The sequence below is a fragment of the Psychromonas sp. genome (genome assembly GCF_047632955.1).
Classification (GTDB): Bacteria; Pseudomonadota; Gammaproteobacteria; order Enterobacterales; family Psychromonadaceae; genus Psychromonas.
This window is the reverse complement of the sequence record NZ_JBLIED010000052.1, coordinates 1-21,206: the sequence shown is the minus strand read 5'-3', so window position 1 is coordinate 21,206 and position 21,206 is coordinate 1. Positions and strand designations below refer to the sequence as shown.

Here is a 21,206-nt window from a genome sequence, read left to right as displayed (position 1 = left end):
CAGTATCAACAACACGTTGAGTACCAGTGTAGAACGGGTGACATGCGCCACAGATATCTAGTGTTAAATTTTTGCCAGCTGTTGAGCCAACTGTAACTACGTTACCACATGAACAAGTCGCTGTGATTTCTTTGTATTCAGGATGAATAGCATTTTTCATTTGGAAAACCTCTATTGGGCCGCATCGCTGCTCTGCTTGAATGAATCATTTCATTCAACAAAGTACCATACGTATTTATCGTTAAATTTCTGGTTGCAAATTGTATAGCAATGTTTAATAAAAATACAACTATAAAGTGCATTCTAGGCATTATTTATAATAGATCCTGTCACTTTTCTCAAGTCTATGTGCTGACTTAGATGATTTGTGAATAAAGAGCCCTCACAGCCGAGCTGCTAATAACAGTTCATTATGTTTTTTAACGCGGCATCAAGCAAACTTTGCGGCGTATAAATCGTGTCTGTTATCTTTAATAATGTTGCTCTGCTGCTATTATTTTTCAGTTCACAGTAGTTAAATATAATACGATGTATCTCGGATAGATTATTAATAACATTAAGACTATTTATTTCTTTATTCAAATTATCATCCAGATAAGCAGAAAACAGATCGATGCTGCTAGTGTCGGTTAATTTTAAATGGGGATTAAATTTTGTATGGGATGCGATTGGGCAATAAGCGCCAAAATCGTTACTGAACCATCTATCACCCCACCAGCCAATTTTTTTCCCCTGTAAATGCTCACCTTTTTGGGTGGCATCAAAATAAAAACATACTTCTGCTTTAGCGGTTTTTATATCTGCGGCGGATGCCATTAAGGCCGCTGATCTAAAACAACTTTCATGTTCAATATAGTGGATGTATGAAGATGTTTTTGCGGTAAAAGCATTTAACAGTTGGAAATGAGCGTAAGCCAATCTATCGGGATAGAGTAAATGACACTTTGTGAGAGGTTTTAATTCCCCGACTAATAACTGTTCAAAATGTTTCCTTTTCAGGTGTTGCTCATACCTGTCTATAAGCACCATTTCTAAATTATCGTTATTATTGACCGTTATTATTGTGTTTTCCTGTTCATCATAGACGGCTTCCTGAGCAAAAACCTGACTAGTTAAGTTGTTGTTTTGTAAAAACAGGTAACCACTCCCAACGTCTGAAGTCAGCAATGTATAAAAACCTCTTTTATGAGCGAGATGAACGACCTTACCTTCAGTGTAAAATGACATTTGTTTTCCGTGAGTCACCTTCTCTTCATTTAAACGGCTAAAGTTTATAAAAATTTGGGCTAATTTATCAAGGTAAAAATAATATAACCTAGCCGATAGTCCCGTTGATTTAATAGATTCTTTAATGTTTTGGTTGGCTTTAATACTGCTTAGAATGAGCCTAAAGGCATTAATGTTTTTAAAGTTTGCCTGGGTAAAAACAGCATCACAAGCAGAGCACTTTTTTCTTTGCGTTCCTGCTGATGTATAACCATATGATATTGATTTAATGCTTTTATCAAAGACAAAATATTTTGCACATTTACGACAACCGGTTAATTTCCGGGCGAAGTTAACCTCAAGTTTTTCATTTATTATTTGTTCAACCAGCTTATTATTTACCCATGGCGGATAACTGCCACAAGATGTGCAGGCAATGGATAAATACCCTAACTGCCAACTTTTTTGAATGTAATCAGCACTGTTTTCCACCGCAAAATTTTGACAATGCACAGTCTTGCAACAGTTGAAATCTTTAGTGAAAGTAAACATCTGTTCCCCTTGCTACTCAAGTCATCTAATGATTCAGACATAACTCTATTGAAGTGGTTTGGTGCAATGCAAATCAGGCAATCCTGAGCCGCTCGAAGGTGATCCTGATTTATTGGAAATGGACCTATTTTAAAATTCCACACAATTTCATTTTAAAATGGGTTAAAAAACAAACGTCTAAATAGATATCAGCAGGGTAATCAATTAACCGCTACTTTTATGTGTTATAACCCACAAAATAGCCGTTAGATAGTAGCTTGAATTTAAAACAACAGATTATGTAAATAGGTAAAGTGAGATTAAAATATTCATTATTCTCTAGGCACAGATCACATTTTAAGGGGGCCTTAATAAATAAACTGCGCTCAATTACTTGATTCCATGAATCGTTTTTTATAAAAACAAATGAATCAAAAAACAATATTACGGCGCTTTATTTTTAATAAATACAAATTAAAAATTCATTTTATGGATAATAAATTAGCGCAATTATCCGGGCATAAAAGAGTCGTTACAGAGCATGGGACTATTAAAGCCCTTAGGGTATTAAATAAAAAAGCTGTTAACCGATAGCTTCTTTAAATTTTTTTTAATCAAATTTATAAATTGGAGAAACAAGATGGAAATTGTAATGGGCTTAGTCGGGATAATATCGTTAATGTTAATTGCGGTAATATTTTCCAGTAATCGAAAAGCAATTAACTTTCGAACCATAGGTGGGGCATTTCTTATTCAGGCGGCGATACCCGCTTTTGTGATATTCACAGATTCCGGCGCAAGCATACTGGGTAGCATATCCAGCGGAGTACAAGCGGTTATTAACAGTGCCAATGCCGGTATCAGTTTTCTTTTCGGCGGTCTTGTTTCCGGTAAAATGTTTGAAGTATTTGGCGGAGGCGGTTTTGTTTTTGCCTTTAAAGTACTGCCCATTATTATTTTCTTCGCTTCATTAATGGGCGTGCTTTATTACATAGGTGTAATGCAGTTTATTATAAAAATATTTGGTGGTGGTTTGCAAAAAGCATTAGGTACCAGCAGAACTGAGTCCATGTCTGCGGCGGCGAATGTTTTTGTGGGACAAACTGAAGCCCCTCTGGTTGTAAAACCATACATAAAAACCATGACTCGCTCAGAGCTTTTTGCCGTGATGGCGGGTGGTTTAGCGTCGGTTGCCGGTGCGGTATTAGCAGGTTATGCATCATTAGGAGTTAGTCTCGATTACCTGATTGCCGCATCGTTTATGGCAGCACCCGGTGGCCTGTTAATGGCGAAACTGTTGGAGCCTGAAACAGAAAAACCTGTCGACACTTTATCAAACGTTGAAATTGATGAAGAAGAGCACAAACCGGTTAATGTTATCGATGCAGCGGCAGTCGGCGCAGGAGATGGCCTTCACCTGGCAATGAATGTCGGTGGTATGCTAATCGCGTTCATCGCATTAATCGCATTAGTGAATACTATTCTAGGCTCTGTTGGTGGTTTATTTGGTCTGGAAGCCCTCACTCTGCAACAAATCTTAGGTTATGCTTTTTCTCCTATTGCCTATCTTCTTGGCATTCCGTGGTCTGAAGCAATGCAGGCAGGCAGTTTATTGGGCCAGAAATTGGTAGTTAATGAATTTGTTGCTTATATTGACTTTGTTAGCATTAAGGACACTCTAAGTGAACACACTCAAGTGATCATTACCGTGGCTTTATGTGGTTTTGCTAATTTATCTTCTATGGCTATTTTGTTAGGTGGTCTGGGAGTATTGGCCCCTTCTCGTCGACCAGATATTGCTCGAATGGGTTTGAAAGCGGTACTTGCGGGTACCTTATCTAATTTCATGAGCGCCACCTTAGTCGGTATATTCTTTGCTTTAAGTGTTGCTTAAAACAATAAACAATAAACAATAAAAAATACTTAGTAATGCACATGCGCATTACTAAGCAGCCTAAGCTTAACCGCTAAAACGAATAATTAATTTAATATTAAAAGAAGCATTCATCACCAATATTACAGGAAAAAATCATGAGCGACTTACAACAAGCATCCCGTTTAGCCATTCAATTAATGGATCTCACTACCCTAAATGACGATGATAACGATCAAAAAGTGATAAAACTCTGCCAAGATGCACATAGCAAAGCAGGTGATACGGCGGCAGTTTGTATTTACCCGCGTTTTATTCCTATTGCCCGTAAAACCCTCGCTTTGCAAAACACAGCGCACATTAAAATTGCGACGGTCACTAACTTTCCGCACGGTAATGACGATTTGAATATCGCTCTGGCAGAAACACGTGCCGCTGTTGCCTATGGTGCAGATGAGGTTGACGTAGTTTTTCCATACCGTGCATTGATCGCCGGCAATAGTGAAATAGGGGCTACTATGGTTAAAGCCTGCAGAGATATTTGTGGTGATAAAGTCACCCTGAAAGTGATTATTGAGTCAGGGGAATTAAAAACCCCTGAATTAATAAAAACCGCCAGTGAAATCTGTATCAAAGCCGGCGCTGACTTTATTAAAACATCAACGGGTAAAGTACCTGTTAATGCAACCCTAGAAGCCACTAAAGTAATGCTTGAAGCTATCAAAGCATCCGGTCTTAATGTCGGATTTAAAGCCGCCGGCGGTGTTAAAGATGCACAGACTGCCGATGATTATATGCGACTTGCGAGTAGCATTATGGGCGACAACTGGGTGAATAGTACACATTTTCGATTTGGCGCATCAAGCTTACTAGGCGCTTTATTGTCGGAACTAAATTTGGCTGATAAAGCCACTGCAACCGGAGGTTACTAATGAAACGCAGCATTATATTATTACTTGATTCTTTTGGTGTTGGCGGCGCAGCTGATGCCGATAAATTTATTGGCTCATTAGCAGACGGCAGTAAATTTGATGATATGGGTTCAAATACCCTGGGTCATATAGCCGAGCAATGCGCACAAGGTAACGCGAATGAGGGCCGTAGCGGTCCGCTTAATATACCAAACTTGAACAAACTGGGTTTTGGGCGCGCCTGTGCGGAAAGTTCATCTACTTTTCCTGCCGGATTAGACCCGTCAGTTGAGCCTATTGCAGCTTACGGTTACGCGAAAGAGATTTCCACGGCAAAAGACACCTCCAGCGGACATTGGGAGATCACCGGAGTACCGGTTTTATTTGACTGGGGTTATTTTGATAAAAAACAAAATAGCTTTCCGCAAGAGCTGTTGGATGAACTGGTAGAGCGTGCCGATTTACCCGGATATCTGGGCAATTGCCATGCATCGGGTACCACTATTTTGCAGGATCTCGGCGAAGAGCACCTCAAAACCGGAAAACCTATCTTTTATACATCGGCAGACAGTGTTTTTCAGATAGCCTGTCACGAACAAACTTTTGGTCTTGAAAGACTCTATAAACTTTGCGAACTAGCCCGTGAGTTAGTCAATAAATACAATATTGGACGGGTTATCGCTCGCCCCTTTAGCGGGTCGATAAGCAGCGATTTTATGCGCACCGGTAACCGCCATGATTATTCTGTTAAACCACCTTCACCCACCCTGCTTGAACGTATGAAAGAGTCCGGCGGACAAGTGGTCAGTATCGGTAAAATATCAGATATTTTTGCCGAGCAAGGCATTACTAAAGCGACTAAAGCAACTGGCTTAGAAGCGCTCTTTGATGCCAGTCTGGATGAATTTAAAAAGGCCGCGGATCAAACTATTATTTTTACCAACTTTGTGAATTTTGATGCGGACTTTGGCCATCGCCGAAATGTATCAGGCTACGCGGCCGCTTTAGAGTACTTCGATACGCGGTTACCGGAAATGCTGGCATTAATGACCGAAGATGATTTGCTGGTGTTAACCGCGGACCATGGCTGTGACCCGACCTGGAAAGGCACCGATCATACGCGCGAGCACATTCCGGCTATTTTCTACGGTCAGTCCGTTAAGCCTGGACCTATCGGGTTACGGGAAACCTTTGCAGATATCGGTCAGTCAATTGCTGATTTTCATAAGCTACCCGCGCTTGACTACGGTAAAAGTATTTTTAATTAACTAATTGAAAAATTTAACCAAACTGTACAGCTTAAAAATAAGCCGCACAGTGAATAGCTAAAATAACGGTATCTATTCAGTACCCGATTTAAAAAGAATACCTTAGATACAAAAATAAACAGTAAATGCTCAGGACTAAGCTATTTATGCTTAGTTCAAGGCGAAAAAGCGCAGTTTAGTCGTTTAAATGAGCATTTTTCAACGATGAAATAGGCTTAAATAGCGACGACCTGAGTAGTTACAAATAATGGAGAAAAAAATTATGCCAACCCCACATATTAATGCAGTAGATGGCGCTTTTGCTGAAACCGTTCTGATGCCCGGTGACCCGTTACGCGCAAAATATATCGCAGAAAACTTTTTAGAAGATGCTGTGCAGGTGACAGACGTACGTAACATGCTTGGTTTTACCGGTACCTATAAAGGCAAACGGGTTTCGGTCATGGGCAGTGGGATGGGTATCCCTTCCTGCTCAATCTATGCAACGGAATTGATCCGTGAATACGGCGTAAAGAACATTATCCGTGTTGGTAGCTGCGGCGCAGTAAGTAAAGACATCAAGGTACGCGATGTGGTCATCGGCATGGGCGCTTGTACTGATTCAAAGGTAAACCGTACGCGTTTTAATAATCATGATTTTGCAGCTATCGCCAGTTATGAGTTATTGGAAAAAGCCGTTAATTCCGCACGAGCACACGGCATTAAAGCCCGTGTTGGTAACCTTTATTCAGCGGATCTTTTTTATACTCCGGAAGATGACATTTTTGATGTGATGGAAAAATACAACATTTTAGGTGTCGAAATGGAAGCCGCGGGTCTGTACGGTGTTGCGGCTGAATTTGGTGCCAAGGCATTGTGTATCTGTACGGTTTCAGACCATATCCGCACCGGTGAAAAAACCAGCTCAGATGAACGTCAAAGCAGTTTTAATGAAATGTTACTGATTGCTTTAGATTCTGTTGTTGCCGAATAAAAGGAGGTAATCCACCTTGTGACGCTGTTAGCGTAACGAACAAGTGAATTACCTCAACGATTAAGACACATAATCACGTTACCAAAGTCCAGGGCATAAATAATTATATTTATGCCCCAGGGATGCTTTAACTTTAAAAAAGGAGATTTACTATGAAAAAAACACTTTTAGCTCTTAGCCTGGTGGCTGCAAGCGGTTCTGTATTGGCTGCCGATTACACCGATGGCGAAATACACAAAAATGATTACAAATGGATGCAGGCTAACCTTATGTATGTTTCGGACGAGCTTCCCGGTGAATCAAGTCATGACTACCTGGAAATGGAGTTTGGCGGGCGATCAGGGATCTTTGACCTCTACGGTTATGTTGATATTTTCAATCTCTTAAGCAGTTCAGATAGCGATAAAGCAGATGCTAACAGCAAAATCTTTATAAAGTTTGCTCCGCGTATCTCTTTAGATGCAGTAACCGGCAAAGATCTCTCTTTTGGTGCTGTTCAAGAATTGTACATTGCTTCAGAAATAGATTGGGATGGTGCAACCGTTTCAGAAACAAACCCATATGCTGTTAACCAGCAAAAAATCGGTCTGGGATCCGATGTGATGGTGCCTTGGTTGGGTAAAATTGGCTTAAACCTATACGCTAACTACGATTCAACTCAAAAAGATTGGAACGGTTACCAGATATCAACCAACTGGTTTAAACCCTTCCTTAACTTTGACAACGGTTCATTTATCTCTTATCAGGGTTACATTGATTACCAATTTGGCATGAAAGATAAGTATTCAACCGCAAGCAGCGGCGGCGTAATGTTTAACGGTATCTATTGGCATTCGGATCGTTTTGCAGCTGGTTACGGTCTGAAAGCATTCTCTGATGTTTACGGCATCAAAGACTCTGATGCTTTTAAATCAACCGGGTTCAGCCACTATGTATCGGTAACCTACAAGTTCTAAATAATAAAACTTAATTCCAAACTACTTACCACCTATAGCAAGTAGTTTGGCTCTTAGTCTGATTTTATTACTTAAGTTTCTTATCGAACGGGAATTTAAGCAATTGTTTAGATTCAAATAATAAGTGCATAACTGGAGCCTAAAAATGATATTACTGCCACAAGAAATTATTCGTAATAAACGCGATGGTAAAGTATTAACCAAGCAGGAAATCGATTTTTTTGTCAAAGGGATCACCAATAACTCAGTGACAGAAAGTCAAATTGCCGCCTTTGCGATGGCCGTCTATTTCCAAGATATGAACATGGATGAACGTGTTTTACTGGTCTCTGCAATGCGTGACTCGGGACAGGTTATAAACTGGCAGTCGCTAGATCTGGACGGTCCGGTGGTCGATAAACATTCCACGGGCGGGGTCGGAGATGTAACCTCACTGATATTAGGTCCGATGGTGGCGGCATGTGGTGGTTATGTGCCGATGATTTCAGGCCGAGGACTGGGCCATACCGGCGGCACCTTGGATAAATTAGATGCAATCCCGGGTTATAAAACCACTCCGGATAGCTTGGATCATTTTCGCAAAATAGTAAAAGAGGTAGGTGTTGCAATCATCGGTCAAACCGGCGATCTAGCGCCGGCTGATAAACGTTTTTATGCAACCCGTGATATTACCGCGACGGTTGAGTCTATTCCGTTAATAACCGCATCCATTTTATCGAAAAAATTGGCCGCAGGTCTTGATGCATTGGTGATGGACGTTAAAGCCGGCAGTGGTGCATTTATGCCTACTTATGATCAGTCCGAAGCTTTAGCAAAAAGTATTGTGGGCGTCGCTAATGGTGCCGGATGTCAAACCAGTGCTTTAATTACCAATATGGATCAGGTGCTTGCAAGCAGCGCAGGAAATGCAGTTGAAGTTCGCGAAGCAGTTCGCTTTCTTACCGGAGAATATGTTAACCCCCGCTTACATGAAGTCACCATGGCATTATCCGCTGAAATGTTGGTCTTAAGCGGTCTGGCTAAAGATAGTGCTGAAGCAGAAGCGAAACTGCAGGCGGTGCTGGATAACGGTAAAGCCGCAGAGGTCTTTGCCAAGATGGTTTGCGCATTGGGTGGTCCCGCTGACTTTGTTGAAAATCATGATAATTATCTACCAAAACCGGCCATTATCCGTCCTGTTTATGCGCAGCATTCAGGAATTGTACAATCCATGGATACCAGAGCATTGGGCATGGCGGTGGTGAGTATGGGCGGGGGAAGACGCAGCGCATCGGATTCGATTGATTATACTGTTGGTCTAAGCGGTATTATCTCTTTGGGTGAACAGGCCGGCTCGGAAAAACCGCTGGCAATGATCCATGCTCAAAATGAGCAGCAGTTCAACGAAGCGCAGCACACTATTCAAAGCGCCATTATTTGCGGCTCCGGCAGCGTTCAAGCTCAGATCCAAGTTTATCGCCGAATCCGTAGATCTTAAAATATCAACTAATATTGGACCGGAATTGCAGTTTCAACAAACCCAATTTGCATGGGTTACAAAGGAGTTAGCATGGAAGTAGATTGGGTAGAATGGTTTGGTTATTTAGCGTCCTTGGTGGTGCTGATTTCCCTCACTATGTCTTCTATTATCAAATTGAGAGTGATTAATTTCATCGGTTGTCTGCTTTTTGCAAGTTTTGCCTATTTTATTGATTCAGTACCAACCCTTTTTATGAATCTCAGCATTGCCTGTATTAATGTTTATTTCCTTTATAAAATTTATCGCACCAAAGAAGAGTTTAAAATAATTTCAGCATCAAAAAATTCCGAATATTTTCAGCACTTTATTGACATTAATCGCCGGGATATTGAGAAGCAGATAAGCCAGGAGCAGTTAAAAACCGCTGACACATTATTTTATATGTTGCGCGATAATAATCTCGCCGGGGTGCTTGCAGGCAAAAAGGAGGCTGACGGTACTTTTATCATTATGCTTGACTACGTGACCCCCAAATACCGTGATTTTAAACTGGGTAGCTATTATTACAAAACACATCCCGAATTTCTAAAAGAGAAAGGGATCACAGCGCTGCAAACAACCGCCGGCGATCAGGAACATTGTTTATATCTGAATAAAATGGGCTTTGTTGCCCAGCCGGAAAATCAATCACAAACCTATATAAAGAGGCTTTGAAATTATGCACAAAAACTATTTTACTGAACTTGAAAAACTGCTTGATAATGCTCAAGCGCCCTACTCAGGTTTTAATGTTGCAGCCATTGTGATAACCCGCAACGGGGATTTTTACAAAGGCGTCAATGTTGAATCAGCCGCGTACCCGACGACTATCTGTGCGGAGCGAAATGCTATTCATACGGCGGTCACCGATGGCATGAAAAAAGGCGAGGTTAAAGAAGTTCACATACTCGCTCGTAACGCCGCACAGGCGCTTATTAAAGCACACCCCTGTGGCGGTTGCAGACAAGTCATTGCGGAGCAATCCGGCAATGATGCCGTGGTTTATAGTTATGCTTCTGCAAGCCTAATAGAGCCACACACTATCAATGAGTTATTACCCTTTGCTTTTTTAGGTGCTGATTTATAACAGCCCAGAAGTTATCAATTTATACAGGAGTTTTATTATGTCAGATGTATTTCACTTAGGACTAAGCAAAAAAATGCTCGATGGTGCGAGCCTTGCCATCGTGCCGGGAGATCCGGACCGCGTAAAAAAAATAGCAGAATTAATGGACGGTGCAACTTTTCTGGCCAGTCATCGCGAATATACCAGCTATCTTGCTTATGTAGATGGCAAAGCAGTGGTTGTTTGCTCTACCGGTATCGGTGGCCCATCTACATCTATTGCTGTTGAAGAGTTAGCGCAGTTAGGGGTTACTACCTTTCTGAGAGTCGGTACGACAGGCGCCATTCAACCTCAGGTTAATCCCGGTGATGTTATTGTTACTCAGGCATCGGTTCGCCTTGATGGTGCCAGCCTGCATTTTGCACCTTTGGAATACCCTGCTGTGGCTGACTTTGAATGTACTACGGCTATGGTTGCGGCGTGCCGAGAAGCGGGTATTGAACCCCATATTGGTATTACCGCATCCTCAGACACCTTCTACCCGGGTCAGGAGCGTTATGATACCGTTTCAGGGCGTGTTACCCGCCACCTTAAAGGGTCCATGAAAGAATGGCAGGAATTAGGTGTACTGAACTATGAAATGGAATCATCGACTCTTTTTACCATGTGTGCTTCACAGGGCTGGCGAGCAGCATGTGTTGCAGGTGTAATAGTAAACCGGACACAACAGGAAATTCCGGATCAATCAACAATGAAGAAAACCGAAGTAAGTGCAATATCTATTGTCGTTGCGGCGGCCAGAAAACTGCTGTCTTAACTTCTATAACCCACTTTTAAAATAGAAGTGGGTTATATCATTCTGACGAAATAAATAGCGAATAAGCAACGCCCTGACACATTTAAAAAAGAGCGTCATAAAATAATCACCCCAACACCACAAAATAACGGCTATTCACCCACAAAAAATCAACAACAGAACAAATAATAGATTTTGTTAACTGAACAAATAATCATCATAAAAAAGCTATCCCGTCGACTCATATCTCATTTTATTACTGGCTCATTAAATAAACTCTCCATTTTAAATGAGACATTTTTACAAATATAATGATATTTACGCAACCCATTAGTATTATTAGAAAATAATTTTAACTTAAGGATAAAGTTCATGAATAAAAAAAATTTTGTACTCGTAAGCTTGGCGTTAATGATCACAGCAGGATGCTCTAATGTAGCAATGGTTAAAACGACTCCGCATGATTGGATTCAAGATAAAGACTATCAACTTACCATTCTTCATACCAATGATAACCACGGCAATTTCTGGCAGAATAAATATGGCGAACGCGGCATGGCGGCACGCGCCACTCTGATTAATAATATTCGTACTGAAGTAGAAGCCAAAGGCGGTTCACTGCTGCTGTTATCGGGTGGTGATATTAATACCGGTGTCCCTGAGTCTGATCTGCAGGATGCGGAGCCGGATTTTATTGGTATGAATATGATTGGCTATGATGCCATGGCTGTCGGTAATCATGAATTTGATAATCCCCTTGAGGTGCTGGCAAAACAAGCAGATTGGGCTGAGTTCCCCTTTCTTGCAGCCAATATATACAAAGACGGCAAACGCATGTTTGCTCCTTATAAAATCTTTAATAAAAATGGCGTAAAGATTGCCGTTATCGGTTTAACCACTGAAGATACAGCCAAAATTGCTAATCCGAAATTCATCAAACAAGTTACATTTACCGATCCAAAAGTTGAAGCAAAACGTGTAATTGCTGAAATCAAGGCCAAATATAACCCTGATATCATTATTGCAGCTACCCATATGGGGCATTATCTCAATGGGAACAATGGCTCAAATGCACCGGGTGATGTACAGCTGGCACGTTATCTTGAGAAGGGATCACTGGATATGATCGTCGGCGGTCACTCTCAAGAGCCGGTATGTATGGAAGCTGCAAATCAATATGCAGTCTTTAGCGCGGGAGATGAGTGCAAACCGGATCTACAAAATGGTACTTATATTGTGCAGGCCTATGAATGGGGAAAATACGTCGGGCGAGCGGATTACACCTTTAGAAACGGAACGTTCACGATGCAGTCTTATCATCTGATTCCGGTTAATTTAAAGAAAAAAGTTGAAAATGCTGAAGGTGAAAATGTACGTGTATTTATTGAAAAAGAAATAGCGCAAGATCAGTCTATATTAAACACACTACAACCCTTTCAGGAAAAAGGCCAGGCGGCGTTAAGTCTGGTGATTGGACAAACAAATGGCCTATTACAAGGTGAGCGAAATGTAGTGCGTAACAATCAGACTAATTTAGGCCGTTTGATTGCAACCGCCCATATGCAACGTGCTAAAGCCGATTTCTCAATTATGAATTCAGGTGGTATTCGCGCATCGATGGAAGCAGGCAAGATCTCTTATAAAGATGTATTAATGGTACAACCCTTTGCTAATACAATCACTTATGTAGAGATGACAGGTAATGAAGTTATTAATTACTTGAATCAAGTTGCCACCAAAAGCAAAGACTCCGGTGCCTATGCGCAATTTGCAGGTATTTCAATGACGGTCGCCAATAAACAGGTAACAGACGTTGTTATTGCAGGAAATTCACTTGATCTGAGTGCCACCTATCGTTTCACCATTCCATCATTTAATGCAGCAGGCGGTGACGGTTACCCGATTATCACAGCGAATCCATCCTATGTTGACAGCGGCTATACGGATGCTGAAGTATTAAAAGACTATATTCAGGAAAACTCTCCCATTGATATAGCTGATTTTTCGCCAAAAAATGAGATAACCTACCAATAAAATTCGATTAAATATTATTAAATAACCAAACAAAGCCCTCGTTATAATGCTTTTCCCGAGGGTAAATACACTAGCGGCTTGATGATGGATACCCTATTTATAGTGGTATTCGTCACCTTTTGGCAACGCCTGGGTATGTAAACGCAGCATTGCAACATTCCCCAAAGAAATAACCAATAATATCTGCCCTTTTCCATTCTTAAAAAGAAAAAACCTTAGATTATTAGCTGCATTTATTTGAGTCGCTCACTTTAAAAAGCGTTACAATAGATCTTTATTCTTAGCTGATTGAGTTTATGACCCAACCGACCATTTGCCGCATTGCATTAGCGATTCCTCTGCATAAACAATTTGATTACCTGCTGCCTGATTATCTGTTAAATACAGATCCCGATAATCTGGTAGGTTGCCGAGTGCGGGTGCCCTTTGGCGGCCAACGACAACTTATTGGCGTGATCTGCGAAGTGAACCCTAAATGTGATTACGCTATTGATAAACTAAAAAAAATCACCCAGTTGATTGATAAGACCCCTTTATTGGATAAAAATATCTGGTCGCTACTGCGTTGGGCAGCTTTTTATTACCAGCATGCTTTTGGGGATGTCTTTCAGCAGGCACTGCCGACTTCACTGCGCCAGGGTAAAGAGGCCGTTTTCAAGGGCCATGAACATTGGCAATTAACCACTAACCCTTTTAATGTAGATGATTTTAAGCGGGCCAAAAAGCAGCAGACGGCTTTACAAAGGTTAAGCGAGTCAAGTTTATCTAATAAGCAGTTAAGCGCAGAAGGCATAAGTCGCCCGACGCTTAAGGCATTACAGGAAAAGGGGGTTATTGAATCGGTTGATAGACAACCCGTCAGCAATCTTAATTGGTCAGCTGATTTTGAAGAATCGGCGCAAAAACCACAGTTGACCGTGGAACAAGCCATTGCCATCAGCTGCGTTAATCAGCAGGCAGGCTCTTTTAACTGCTTTTTATTAGAGGGCATAACCGGCAGCGGGAAAACCGAAGTTTACCTCAATATTATCAAGCCTATTTTACTCGCAGGTAAACAGGCATTAGTAATAGTGCCTGAAATCGGCTTAACTCCGCAAACCATTAAACGTTTTCAGGCACGTTTTAATGTCCCTATTTACCTTAAACATTCGGGATTAAACTCAACAGAGCAGCTGGAGACCTGGCTACATGCCAAACAGGGCAGCGGCGCTATTATTATCGGTACACGCAGCAGCATCTTTTGTGATTTTAAAGATTTAGGCTTAATCATCTTAGATGAGGAGCATGATGCCTCTTTTAAACAACAGGAAGGTTTTCGTTATCATGCGCGTGATTTTGCAATCAAGCGCGCCGCATTGCAAAAAATTCCCATTGTTTTAGGCTCTGCCACGCCTTCCTTAGAAACATTAAACAATGCGCTGCAGGGAAAATATCAGCATCTGCACCTTACCGAACGCGCCGGCAACGCCAAACCACCGACCAACAGTCTGATTAACTTGGCGGGTTTACCGCTAAAATCAGGACTGTCTCCGCAGTTAATTGAGTTGATGAAGCAGCACCTGGATAAAAATAATCAGGTTATTCTATTTTTAAACCGCCGCGGATATGCGCCGGTATTAATGTGTCATGAATGCGGTTGGTTAGTAAAATGCGGACGTTGTGATGCCTTTTACACTTATCATAAATCAGCTAATTACCTGCACTGCCACCACTGTGCCTCCACCCTTCCCGTACCTCATCAGTGCGCCGATTGCGGTTCAACACAACTAAGCTCAACAGGAGTGGGCACAGAGCAGTTAGAGGAGACCTTAAACGGCCTTTTCCCTAATCATTCGACGGTCCGTATTGACCGCGATAATACCCGCAAAAAAGAGAGCTTTAACCAATATTTAACCGATATCAACAACGGTAAATATAAAATTCTACTGGGCACTCAGATGCTTGCTAAGGGCCATCACTTCCCCGATGTCACGCTGGTCGCATTAATAGATGTTGACGGAGCACTGTTTTGTAATGATTATCGAGCCAGCGAAAGATTAGCACAGCTGTTTACGCAAGTGTCAGGTCGCGCAGGACGGGCTGAGAAAAAGGGTCAGGTGATCCTGCAAACCCATCATCCTGAGCACAGTTTACTGCAGGATCTTATCAATAACGGTTATTTTGAATTTTCCCGTAATGCGCTGCAGGAGCGCAAGCTTGCACAGTTGCCGCCCAGTACCTTTCAAGCTTTATTAAGAGCAGAGTCAGACAATGCAACGCTGGCCGAAAATTTTCTGTCTTTATGCCAGCAAACCTTACAACAAATATGCATCAACAATAACAACCTTGATAAGTTATTAATTTTAGGACCGATTCCTGCATCAATGGAAAGACGCGCCGGAAAGTATCGTTTTCAACTGTTATTACAAAGTGAACAGCGCGCCTTAATCACGCAGACACTACACCACGCATTACCCGCTTTTGATAATATGCCGGAAGGGCGAAAAGTAAGATGGTCTATTGATGTTGATCCTATTGATTTTGTTTAAGCTGCGAGTTGCGTGCTGAAAGCCGATAGCCGAGAACTGATAGCTGATAGCTGATAGCTGATAGCCGAAATCTGAACATAAAAAAACCGAGATAATTCTCGGTTTTTTTATTTTTTAAGCAGAGTACATAAGTTTACTTTACTATAGTCAGCGTAGGTCGCTTACTTGGTTTAGCATCGGTTTTTTCTGTTTTAGGTGTTTCTACACTACCGTCCAAAGCCTGATAGGCCGGCTCTTCAGGAAAGATGGTTCCGGCGCCATTCTCGCGCGCGTAAATACCTTCGATCGCATATAAAGGAACATACACCTGCATGGGCTGCCCTGAAAAACGGGCGTTAAATGCAACAGCATCATCATCCATTGAAAACTGCATCACTGATTTAGGCGCAATATTAAGGACGATTTTCCCATCTTCAACAAATTTCTGAGGCACTTCAACGCCAACTTGTGTTGCGTCAACAATGATGTGCGGCGTACATTCACTGTCAACGATCCAGTTATAAAATGCACGAAGAAGATAAGGTCGTTGCACTAACATGCTAGTCATTATGCTCCCACTCTAATTTCACGTTCAGTTTCTGTCATTGACGCCTGGAATGATTCGCGTTCAAAAACTTTTACCATGTAGCTTTTTATGCCGGCTACATTGTCAAAACCTAAATCGATATTTAATTCAGGTAAACGCCATAAAAGTGGCGCCATATAACAATCAATAAGGGTAAAATCTTCCGACATAAAGTAGGCAAAATGATCAAATACCGGCGCTACTAATAAAATAGCATCACGAAGTTTTGTACGCGCAGCATTCGCCGCATCGGTATTACCGTTCATGATAATATCAACTAATGGGTACCAATCACTTTCAAGACGCTGCATCATTAAACGACCTTTACCGCGTTCAACGGGGTAAACGGGCATTAATGGCGGGTGCGGAAAACGCTCGTCCAGGTATTCCATAATAATGCGTGAGTTGTATAAAACTAATTCACGGTCAACTAAGGTTGGTACTGTATTGTAAGGGTTTAAGTCTGCTAACTCTTCAGGCCAATTGTCTTCTTCAGCAAATGTAATTTCGACTGTGACGCCCTTTTCTGCCAGTACAATACGTGTTTGATGACTATATAAATCTGAAGCACCGGAAAACAGTGTCATTACAGAACGTTTATTTGCAGCTACGGCCATGAAAATCCCCTAAAATATGGATAAAATGTTGAATGTTTAAAAAGCAAAAAAGGCAAGAGTGGTAAATACCACTGCTGCCGATTAAATTAGGCAAGATAATAGCTAACGATTAATGAATGTCGCGCCAATACTCTTTCTTCAGTAAATAACTAAGAATGAATAGGATAACTAAAAACCCAATCACCCAAACACCCAGAGACTGACGCTCTAATTTGTTTGGTTCACCTGCATAGACTAGGAAGTTTACCAGATTTAGAACCGCTTTGTCATACTCATCGGAGCTCATTTCACCCTGTTGGTTACTTTCAAAACCAATGATGGATTTATGTTCAACACCTTCATGCATGGTTGTTTCATAGATAGCGGTAGGAACACCCTGCAACTCTTCCAATACATGGGGCATACCCACTTCAGGAAAAACCGTATTATTTACTCCAAATGGACGCGTCGGATCGGCATAAAAAGAGCGTAAGTAGGTATAGATCCAATCAGCTCCGCGCAGACGTGCTTCTAAGGTTAAATCTGGAGGCGTTGCACCAAACCATTTCGCACCGGAAACGGGATCCATGCTGTTTTTCATCAATTCACCAATTTTACTGTCGGTGAAAATCAAATTATCAGCCATTAAATTCTCAGGAATACCCAAATCTGTTGCTACCCGCTGGTAACGTTGATGCCCCGTGGAATGACACGCAAAGCAGTAATTCATAAACAGTTTGGCACCACTTTGCAGTGAAACTTTATCGCTTAAATCATAATCTGCTTTATCAAGGTGAACACTGCCCGATGCAAAAACCAGGCTTGGTAATAATGCCAATAAGGCAATCATTAATTTTTTCATTTGAATGTTAACCTCGTTGGTAGTGGTTTAGTTTTTTCATTTTTGCTGTATAGCCAAAGAGCAATAAAGAAACCGAAGTAACCGACAGTGCCAACCTGCGCAAGCATCGTTAATAAAGGTGTTGCAGGCAAAGCCCCTAGTACCCCTAAGACGATAAAACAAACAATGAATTGTGCAATATTCGCTTTATGAATCCAACTACGGTAGCGAATTGATCTTACCTTGCAGCGGTCTAACCACGGCAGGAAGAAAAGAATCACAATCGAACCACCAAAGAACATAACCCCAATTAACTTATCGGGTATAGCACGCAAAATGGCATAGAAAGGCGTGTAGTACCAAACCGGTGCGATATGTAACGGTGTTTTTAAACCGTTCGCAGGTTCAAAGTTTGGAGCTTCAAGGAAGTAACCTCCCCCTTCCGGCATAAAGAAAATAACCGCACAGAATAAGATCAAAAATCCACAAACCCCCATAATATCTTTCACCGTAAAGTAGGGGTGGAAGGGAATTGCATCGATAATATCTTTTTTGCCGCTGTATTGTTTGTGGAAAGTAAACTGGCCTTTTGCCTCAGCAGAAGCCGTTCCTTTTTTCACTTTAATCTCAATACCATCGGGATTATTTGAGCCCACTTCATGCAGTGCGACAATATGTAAAAAGACTAATACAACCAATGCCAGCGGCAGTGCAATCACATGCAAAGCAAAAAAGCGGTTTAGGGTTGCGCCCGAGATAACATAATCACCACGGATCCACAGGGTTAAGTCATCACCAATAATTGGAATTGCACCAAATAAAGAGATGATTACCTGTGCGCCCCAAAAAGACATCTGTCCCCAGGGAAGTAAGTAGCCCATAAATGCTTCTGCCATCAACGCCAGAAAGATTAACATGCCGAAGATCCAGATTAACTCACGGGGTTTTTGGTAAGAGCCGTAAATTAAACCGCGGAACATATGCAGATAGACCACCACAAAAAACGCAGAAGCGCCCGTTGAATGCATATAACGCAGCAACCAACCATAGGGTACATCGCGCATAATATATTCAACCGATGCAAAGGCTAAATCCGCAGAGGGATTATAGTGCATGGTCAGCCAGATACCGGTTAAAATTTGGTTAACCAGGACGAGCATGGCTAATGAACCAAAAAAGTACCAAAAGTTGAAGTTGACCGGCGTCGGGTATTGCGCTAAATGTTTGTTCCACGTTTCCGTCATCGGGATCCGTGCATCTATCCAATCGAGTGTGCCGGTGACTAATTTTTTAAGCATTAGGCGTCTCCTTTGTCTGAGCCGATAATAATAGTCGTATCACTCGTGTAATAATGAGGAGGAATGACTAAATTTAATGGCGCGGGCACACCCTGGAAAACGCGACCGGCCATATCAAATTTCGAACCGTGACATGGACAGAAGAAACCTGAATCAACTCCTTCAACTTGTTCAGAAAATGAATCCGGTAAATAACCGGGTGAACAACCTAAATGGGTGCATATACCAACAGCAATAAAAATTTCAGGTTTCAGTGAACGGCCGGTGTTTGTTGCGTAAACGGGTTGTTGCGGCTCTTCTGAATCAGGATCTCGTAACTGAGAGTCATGGGTTGCTAAATCATCTATTATTTTTTGGGTGCGGGATACAACCCAAACAGGTTTACCACGCCATTCAACGCGAATTAATTGTCCTGGTTGGATTTTTCCGATATCAACAGCAACTGGTGCTCCAGCAGCTTTTGCTTTTTCACTTGGGCTCCAAGATTTCACGAAGGGTACCGCTACTGCAGCCGCCCCCACTCCACCAACAACAGCTGTTGTTAATGTCAAAAACTTGCGGCGACCAGAATTAACAGGCGCATTGCTCATTTAACCATCTCCATTGTGAGCTACTTTCAAGCAGTTCTCTATACCAAACTGATAATGCATAACCATCAAACAGAAAGCTTAATGATGTATTACATAAAACTCGCTGAATTCTAAAGAAATACCACCTTGTTTACAAGTGATTAACATTGTTTTGCGACGGGGAATAGAGAAAAGCACAGCTTAATTGACCATGCTCTCATTAACCGTTGGGTACTTATACCAAACGTATCAAATGAGTGATCAGCCTTGTTGGTTAAAATCAACGCTATCTGCGTGATTAGTCTTATTCAGAAGGTCCTGTTCTTCAGCACTTCGTGGCCAGCTAAAACTTTTCAAAATTGTTCCATACAATTTTGAGAAGGGAGAATAACTGCTTCCTGCAACTCATGCCTTGCCAGTGCTAATTTTCTCACGCAAAACAAGATCGCATTTGCTATTAGCGATAATTCATAATAGAAATGTAAATATGCTAGCGAGAATTTATTCTGTACTGTCCATAATTGACGGTGCACCGGTTTTTGCTAACACGGCGAGATCTTTATCAATCCAGAATAGCGCTTTACCCTCTTCACCTACCAAATCAATTTTATCCAATATGCCTTTGAATAATTTTTCCTCTTCGTGCTGCTCGGCAACATACCACTGCAAGAAATTAAACGTTGAATAATCATGTGTGGAGAATGCAGCATGGGTCAATTCATTTATTTTTTTGGTAATTAAACATTCATGATCGTATGTTTCGGTAAACAGGTTTTTTAATGATTTATATTGATGGGGCGGCGCGCTGATTGTGCCTAGAATTGGCAATGAGCCTGTTTCACTGACGTAAGTGAACAAACGATTCATGTGCGACATCTCTTCTGTTGCATGCCCGCGCAGTAACAAAGCAGCTCCTTCAAAGCCTTTATCCTCACACCATGCACTCATTTGTAAATATAGATTGGAAGAATAAAATTCCAGGTTTATTTGCTCATTAAGTTTTTCAACCATTGACTCGGTCAACATAATATCCCCCTATATTAATAGCAAACGCATCAAATAAGTGATCAGTATTGCTAGAGTTGATTTACTCTGCGCAATACAAGATCACATTCTTAATACACTTGGTATAAAACTGATGTACAGGAAAGATAAGCGCAAAATGCTTAAATAACAAGCAAAAAAAAGCCCAGTATAAACTGGGCTTTCGCAACTCTTGAAAACGAAATATTAACGTTTTGAGAACTGTGGACGTTTACGTGCTTTATGTAGACCGACTTTCTTACGCTCAACTTTACGTGCATCACGGGTAACAAAACCTGCGATACGTAGTTCAGCACGAAGAGTTTCGTCATACTGCATTAATGCACGAGTGATACCCAAACGGATAGCACCTGATTGACCCGTAGTACCACCACCTTTAACAGTGACGTTTAGGTCGAATTTGTCAGTAACACCAACAAGTTCTAGTGGTTGACGAACAACCATACAAGCAGTTTCACGACCGAAGTATTCATCGATGTTACGTTTGTTGATAGTGATTTGACCACTACCTGCTTTTACAAACACTCGAGCTACAGAGCTTTTGCGACGACCAGTGCCGTAGTATTGATTTGCCATTGTTTTAATCCTATTAGATGTCTAAAACTTGTGGTTGCTGTGCAGAATGTTGATGCTCAGTACCAGCATAAACTTTC

At 41.5% G+C, this 21,206-nt stretch carries 20 protein-coding genes; 11 read left to right on the top strand and 9 right to left on the bottom strand.

Annotation, left to right across the window (positions count from 1 at the left end):
- On the bottom strand, positions 1–160 hold a 160-nt coding region (gene rpmE, locus ACJAZP_RS18210), incomplete at its 3' end, for a 50S ribosomal protein L31 (RefSeq protein ID WP_415232171.1).
- 236 nt (positions 161–396) lie between these two features.
- Positions 397–1,758: a hypothetical protein gene (locus ACJAZP_RS18205; RefSeq protein ID WP_415232169.1), complete on the bottom strand. Its 1,362-nt coding sequence runs from the start codon at positions 1,756–1,758 to the stop codon at positions 397–399.
- 619 nt (positions 1,759–2,377) lie between these two features.
- Between ACJAZP_RS18205 and ACJAZP_RS18200 the strand changes: the two genes are divergently transcribed.
- The 11 genes from ACJAZP_RS18200 (at position 2,378) to priA (ending at position 15,640) form a co-directional block, all read left to right on the top strand.
- A complete protein-coding gene (locus ACJAZP_RS18200) occupies positions 2,378–3,631 on the top strand; it encodes a NupC/NupG family nucleoside CNT transporter (RefSeq protein WP_415232168.1) in 1,254 nt (417 codons plus the stop codon).
- A 137-nt stretch (positions 3,632–3,768) separates the two neighbouring features.
- On the top strand, positions 3,769–4,542 hold the full coding sequence (deoC, locus tag ACJAZP_RS18195; protein WP_415232167.1) for a deoxyribose-phosphate aldolase: 774 nt from the start codon (positions 3,769–3,771) through the stop codon (positions 4,540–4,542).
- Complete coding sequence (locus tag ACJAZP_RS18190; protein WP_415232166.1) at positions 4,542–5,789, top strand: phosphopentomutase; 1,248 nt, start codon at positions 4,542–4,544, stop codon at positions 5,787–5,789. Before deoC ends, ACJAZP_RS18190 begins: the two co-directional genes overlap by 1 nt.
- Before the next feature lie 262 nt (positions 5,790–6,051).
- Positions 6,052–6,762 (top strand): purine-nucleoside phosphorylase, encoded by a 711-nt coding sequence (deoD, locus tag ACJAZP_RS18185; RefSeq protein WP_415232165.1) that lies wholly within the window; start codon positions 6,052–6,054, stop codon positions 6,760–6,762.
- Between the two features lie 152 nt (positions 6,763–6,914).
- Positions 6,915–7,718, top strand: a complete 804-nt coding sequence (locus tag ACJAZP_RS18180; protein ID WP_415232164.1) for an outer membrane protein OmpK — start codon at positions 6,915–6,917, stop codon at positions 7,716–7,718.
- Positions 7,719–7,866: 148 nt separating this feature from the next.
- Positions 7,867–9,195, top strand: a complete 1,329-nt coding sequence (deoA, locus tag ACJAZP_RS18175; RefSeq protein WP_415232170.1) for a thymidine phosphorylase — start codon at positions 7,867–7,869, stop codon at positions 9,193–9,195.
- A gap of 72 nt (positions 9,196–9,267) precedes the next feature.
- Positions 9,268–9,891, top strand: coding sequence for a hypothetical protein (locus tag ACJAZP_RS18170; RefSeq protein ID WP_415232163.1), 624 nt, complete (start codon positions 9,268–9,270; stop codon positions 9,889–9,891).
- A gap of 4 nt (positions 9,892–9,895) precedes the next feature.
- The gene (gene cdd / locus ACJAZP_RS18165; protein WP_415232162.1) at positions 9,896–10,303 is read left to right on the top strand and encodes a cytidine deaminase; all 408 of its coding nucleotides are present in this window, start codon (positions 9,896–9,898) and stop codon (positions 10,301–10,303) included.
- Between the two features lie 37 nt (positions 10,304–10,340).
- Complete coding sequence (gene udp, locus ACJAZP_RS18160; protein WP_415232161.1) at positions 10,341–11,099, top strand: uridine phosphorylase; 759 nt, start codon at positions 10,341–10,343, stop codon at positions 11,097–11,099.
- Between the two features lie 351 nt (positions 11,100–11,450).
- Positions 11,451–13,112 (top strand): bifunctional UDP-sugar hydrolase/5'-nucleotidase UshA, encoded by a 1,662-nt coding sequence (gene ushA, locus ACJAZP_RS18155; RefSeq protein ID WP_415232160.1) that lies wholly within the window; start codon positions 11,451–11,453, stop codon positions 13,110–13,112.
- Positions 13,113–13,408: 296 nt separating this feature from the next.
- A complete protein-coding gene (gene priA, locus ACJAZP_RS18150) occupies positions 13,409–15,640 on the top strand; it encodes a primosomal protein N' (RefSeq protein ID WP_415232159.1) in 2,232 nt (743 codons plus the stop codon).
- 133 nt (positions 15,641–15,773) lie between these two features.
- Here the strand turns inward: priA and ACJAZP_RS18145 are convergent, their stop codons facing one another.
- The 7 genes from ACJAZP_RS18145 to rpsI form a co-directional block, all read right to left on the bottom strand.
- A complete protein-coding gene (locus ACJAZP_RS18145) occupies positions 15,774–16,187 on the bottom strand; it encodes a ClpXP protease specificity-enhancing factor (protein ID WP_415232158.1) in 414 nt (137 codons plus the stop codon).
- Positions 16,187–16,822, bottom strand: a complete 636-nt coding sequence (gene sspA, locus ACJAZP_RS18140; RefSeq protein WP_415232157.1) for a stringent starvation protein SspA — start codon at positions 16,820–16,822, stop codon at positions 16,187–16,189. The genes ACJAZP_RS18145 and sspA overlap by 1 nt, the downstream gene beginning before the upstream one ends.
- Positions 16,823–16,931: 109 nt before the next feature.
- Positions 16,932–17,663, bottom strand: a complete 732-nt coding sequence (locus ACJAZP_RS18135) for a cytochrome c1 (protein WP_415232156.1) — start codon at positions 17,661–17,663, stop codon at positions 16,932–16,934.
- Positions 17,660–18,940 carry a cytochrome b gene (locus ACJAZP_RS18130; RefSeq protein ID WP_415232155.1) on the bottom strand — a complete coding sequence of 427 codons (1,281 nt, stop codon included), beginning with the start codon at positions 18,938–18,940 and terminating at the stop codon, positions 17,660–17,662. The genes ACJAZP_RS18135 and ACJAZP_RS18130 overlap by 4 nt, the downstream gene beginning before the upstream one ends.
- Entirely contained in the window at positions 18,940–19,530 is a 591-nt protein-coding gene (gene petA / locus ACJAZP_RS18125) for a ubiquinol-cytochrome c reductase iron-sulfur subunit (RefSeq protein WP_415232154.1), read from the bottom strand. The genes ACJAZP_RS18130 and petA overlap by 1 nt, the downstream gene beginning before the upstream one ends.
- A gap of 480 nt (positions 19,531–20,010) precedes the next feature.
- Positions 20,011–20,535: a non-heme ferritin gene (gene ftnA, locus ACJAZP_RS18120; RefSeq protein ID WP_415232153.1), complete on the bottom strand. Its 525-nt coding sequence runs from the start codon at positions 20,533–20,535 to the stop codon at positions 20,011–20,013.
- A 204-nt stretch (positions 20,536–20,739) separates the two neighbouring features.
- Complete coding sequence (gene rpsI, locus ACJAZP_RS18115) at positions 20,740–21,129, bottom strand: 30S ribosomal protein S9 (RefSeq protein ID WP_415232152.1); 390 nt, start codon at positions 21,127–21,129, stop codon at positions 20,740–20,742.
- Positions 21,130–21,206 lie beyond the last annotated feature (77 nt).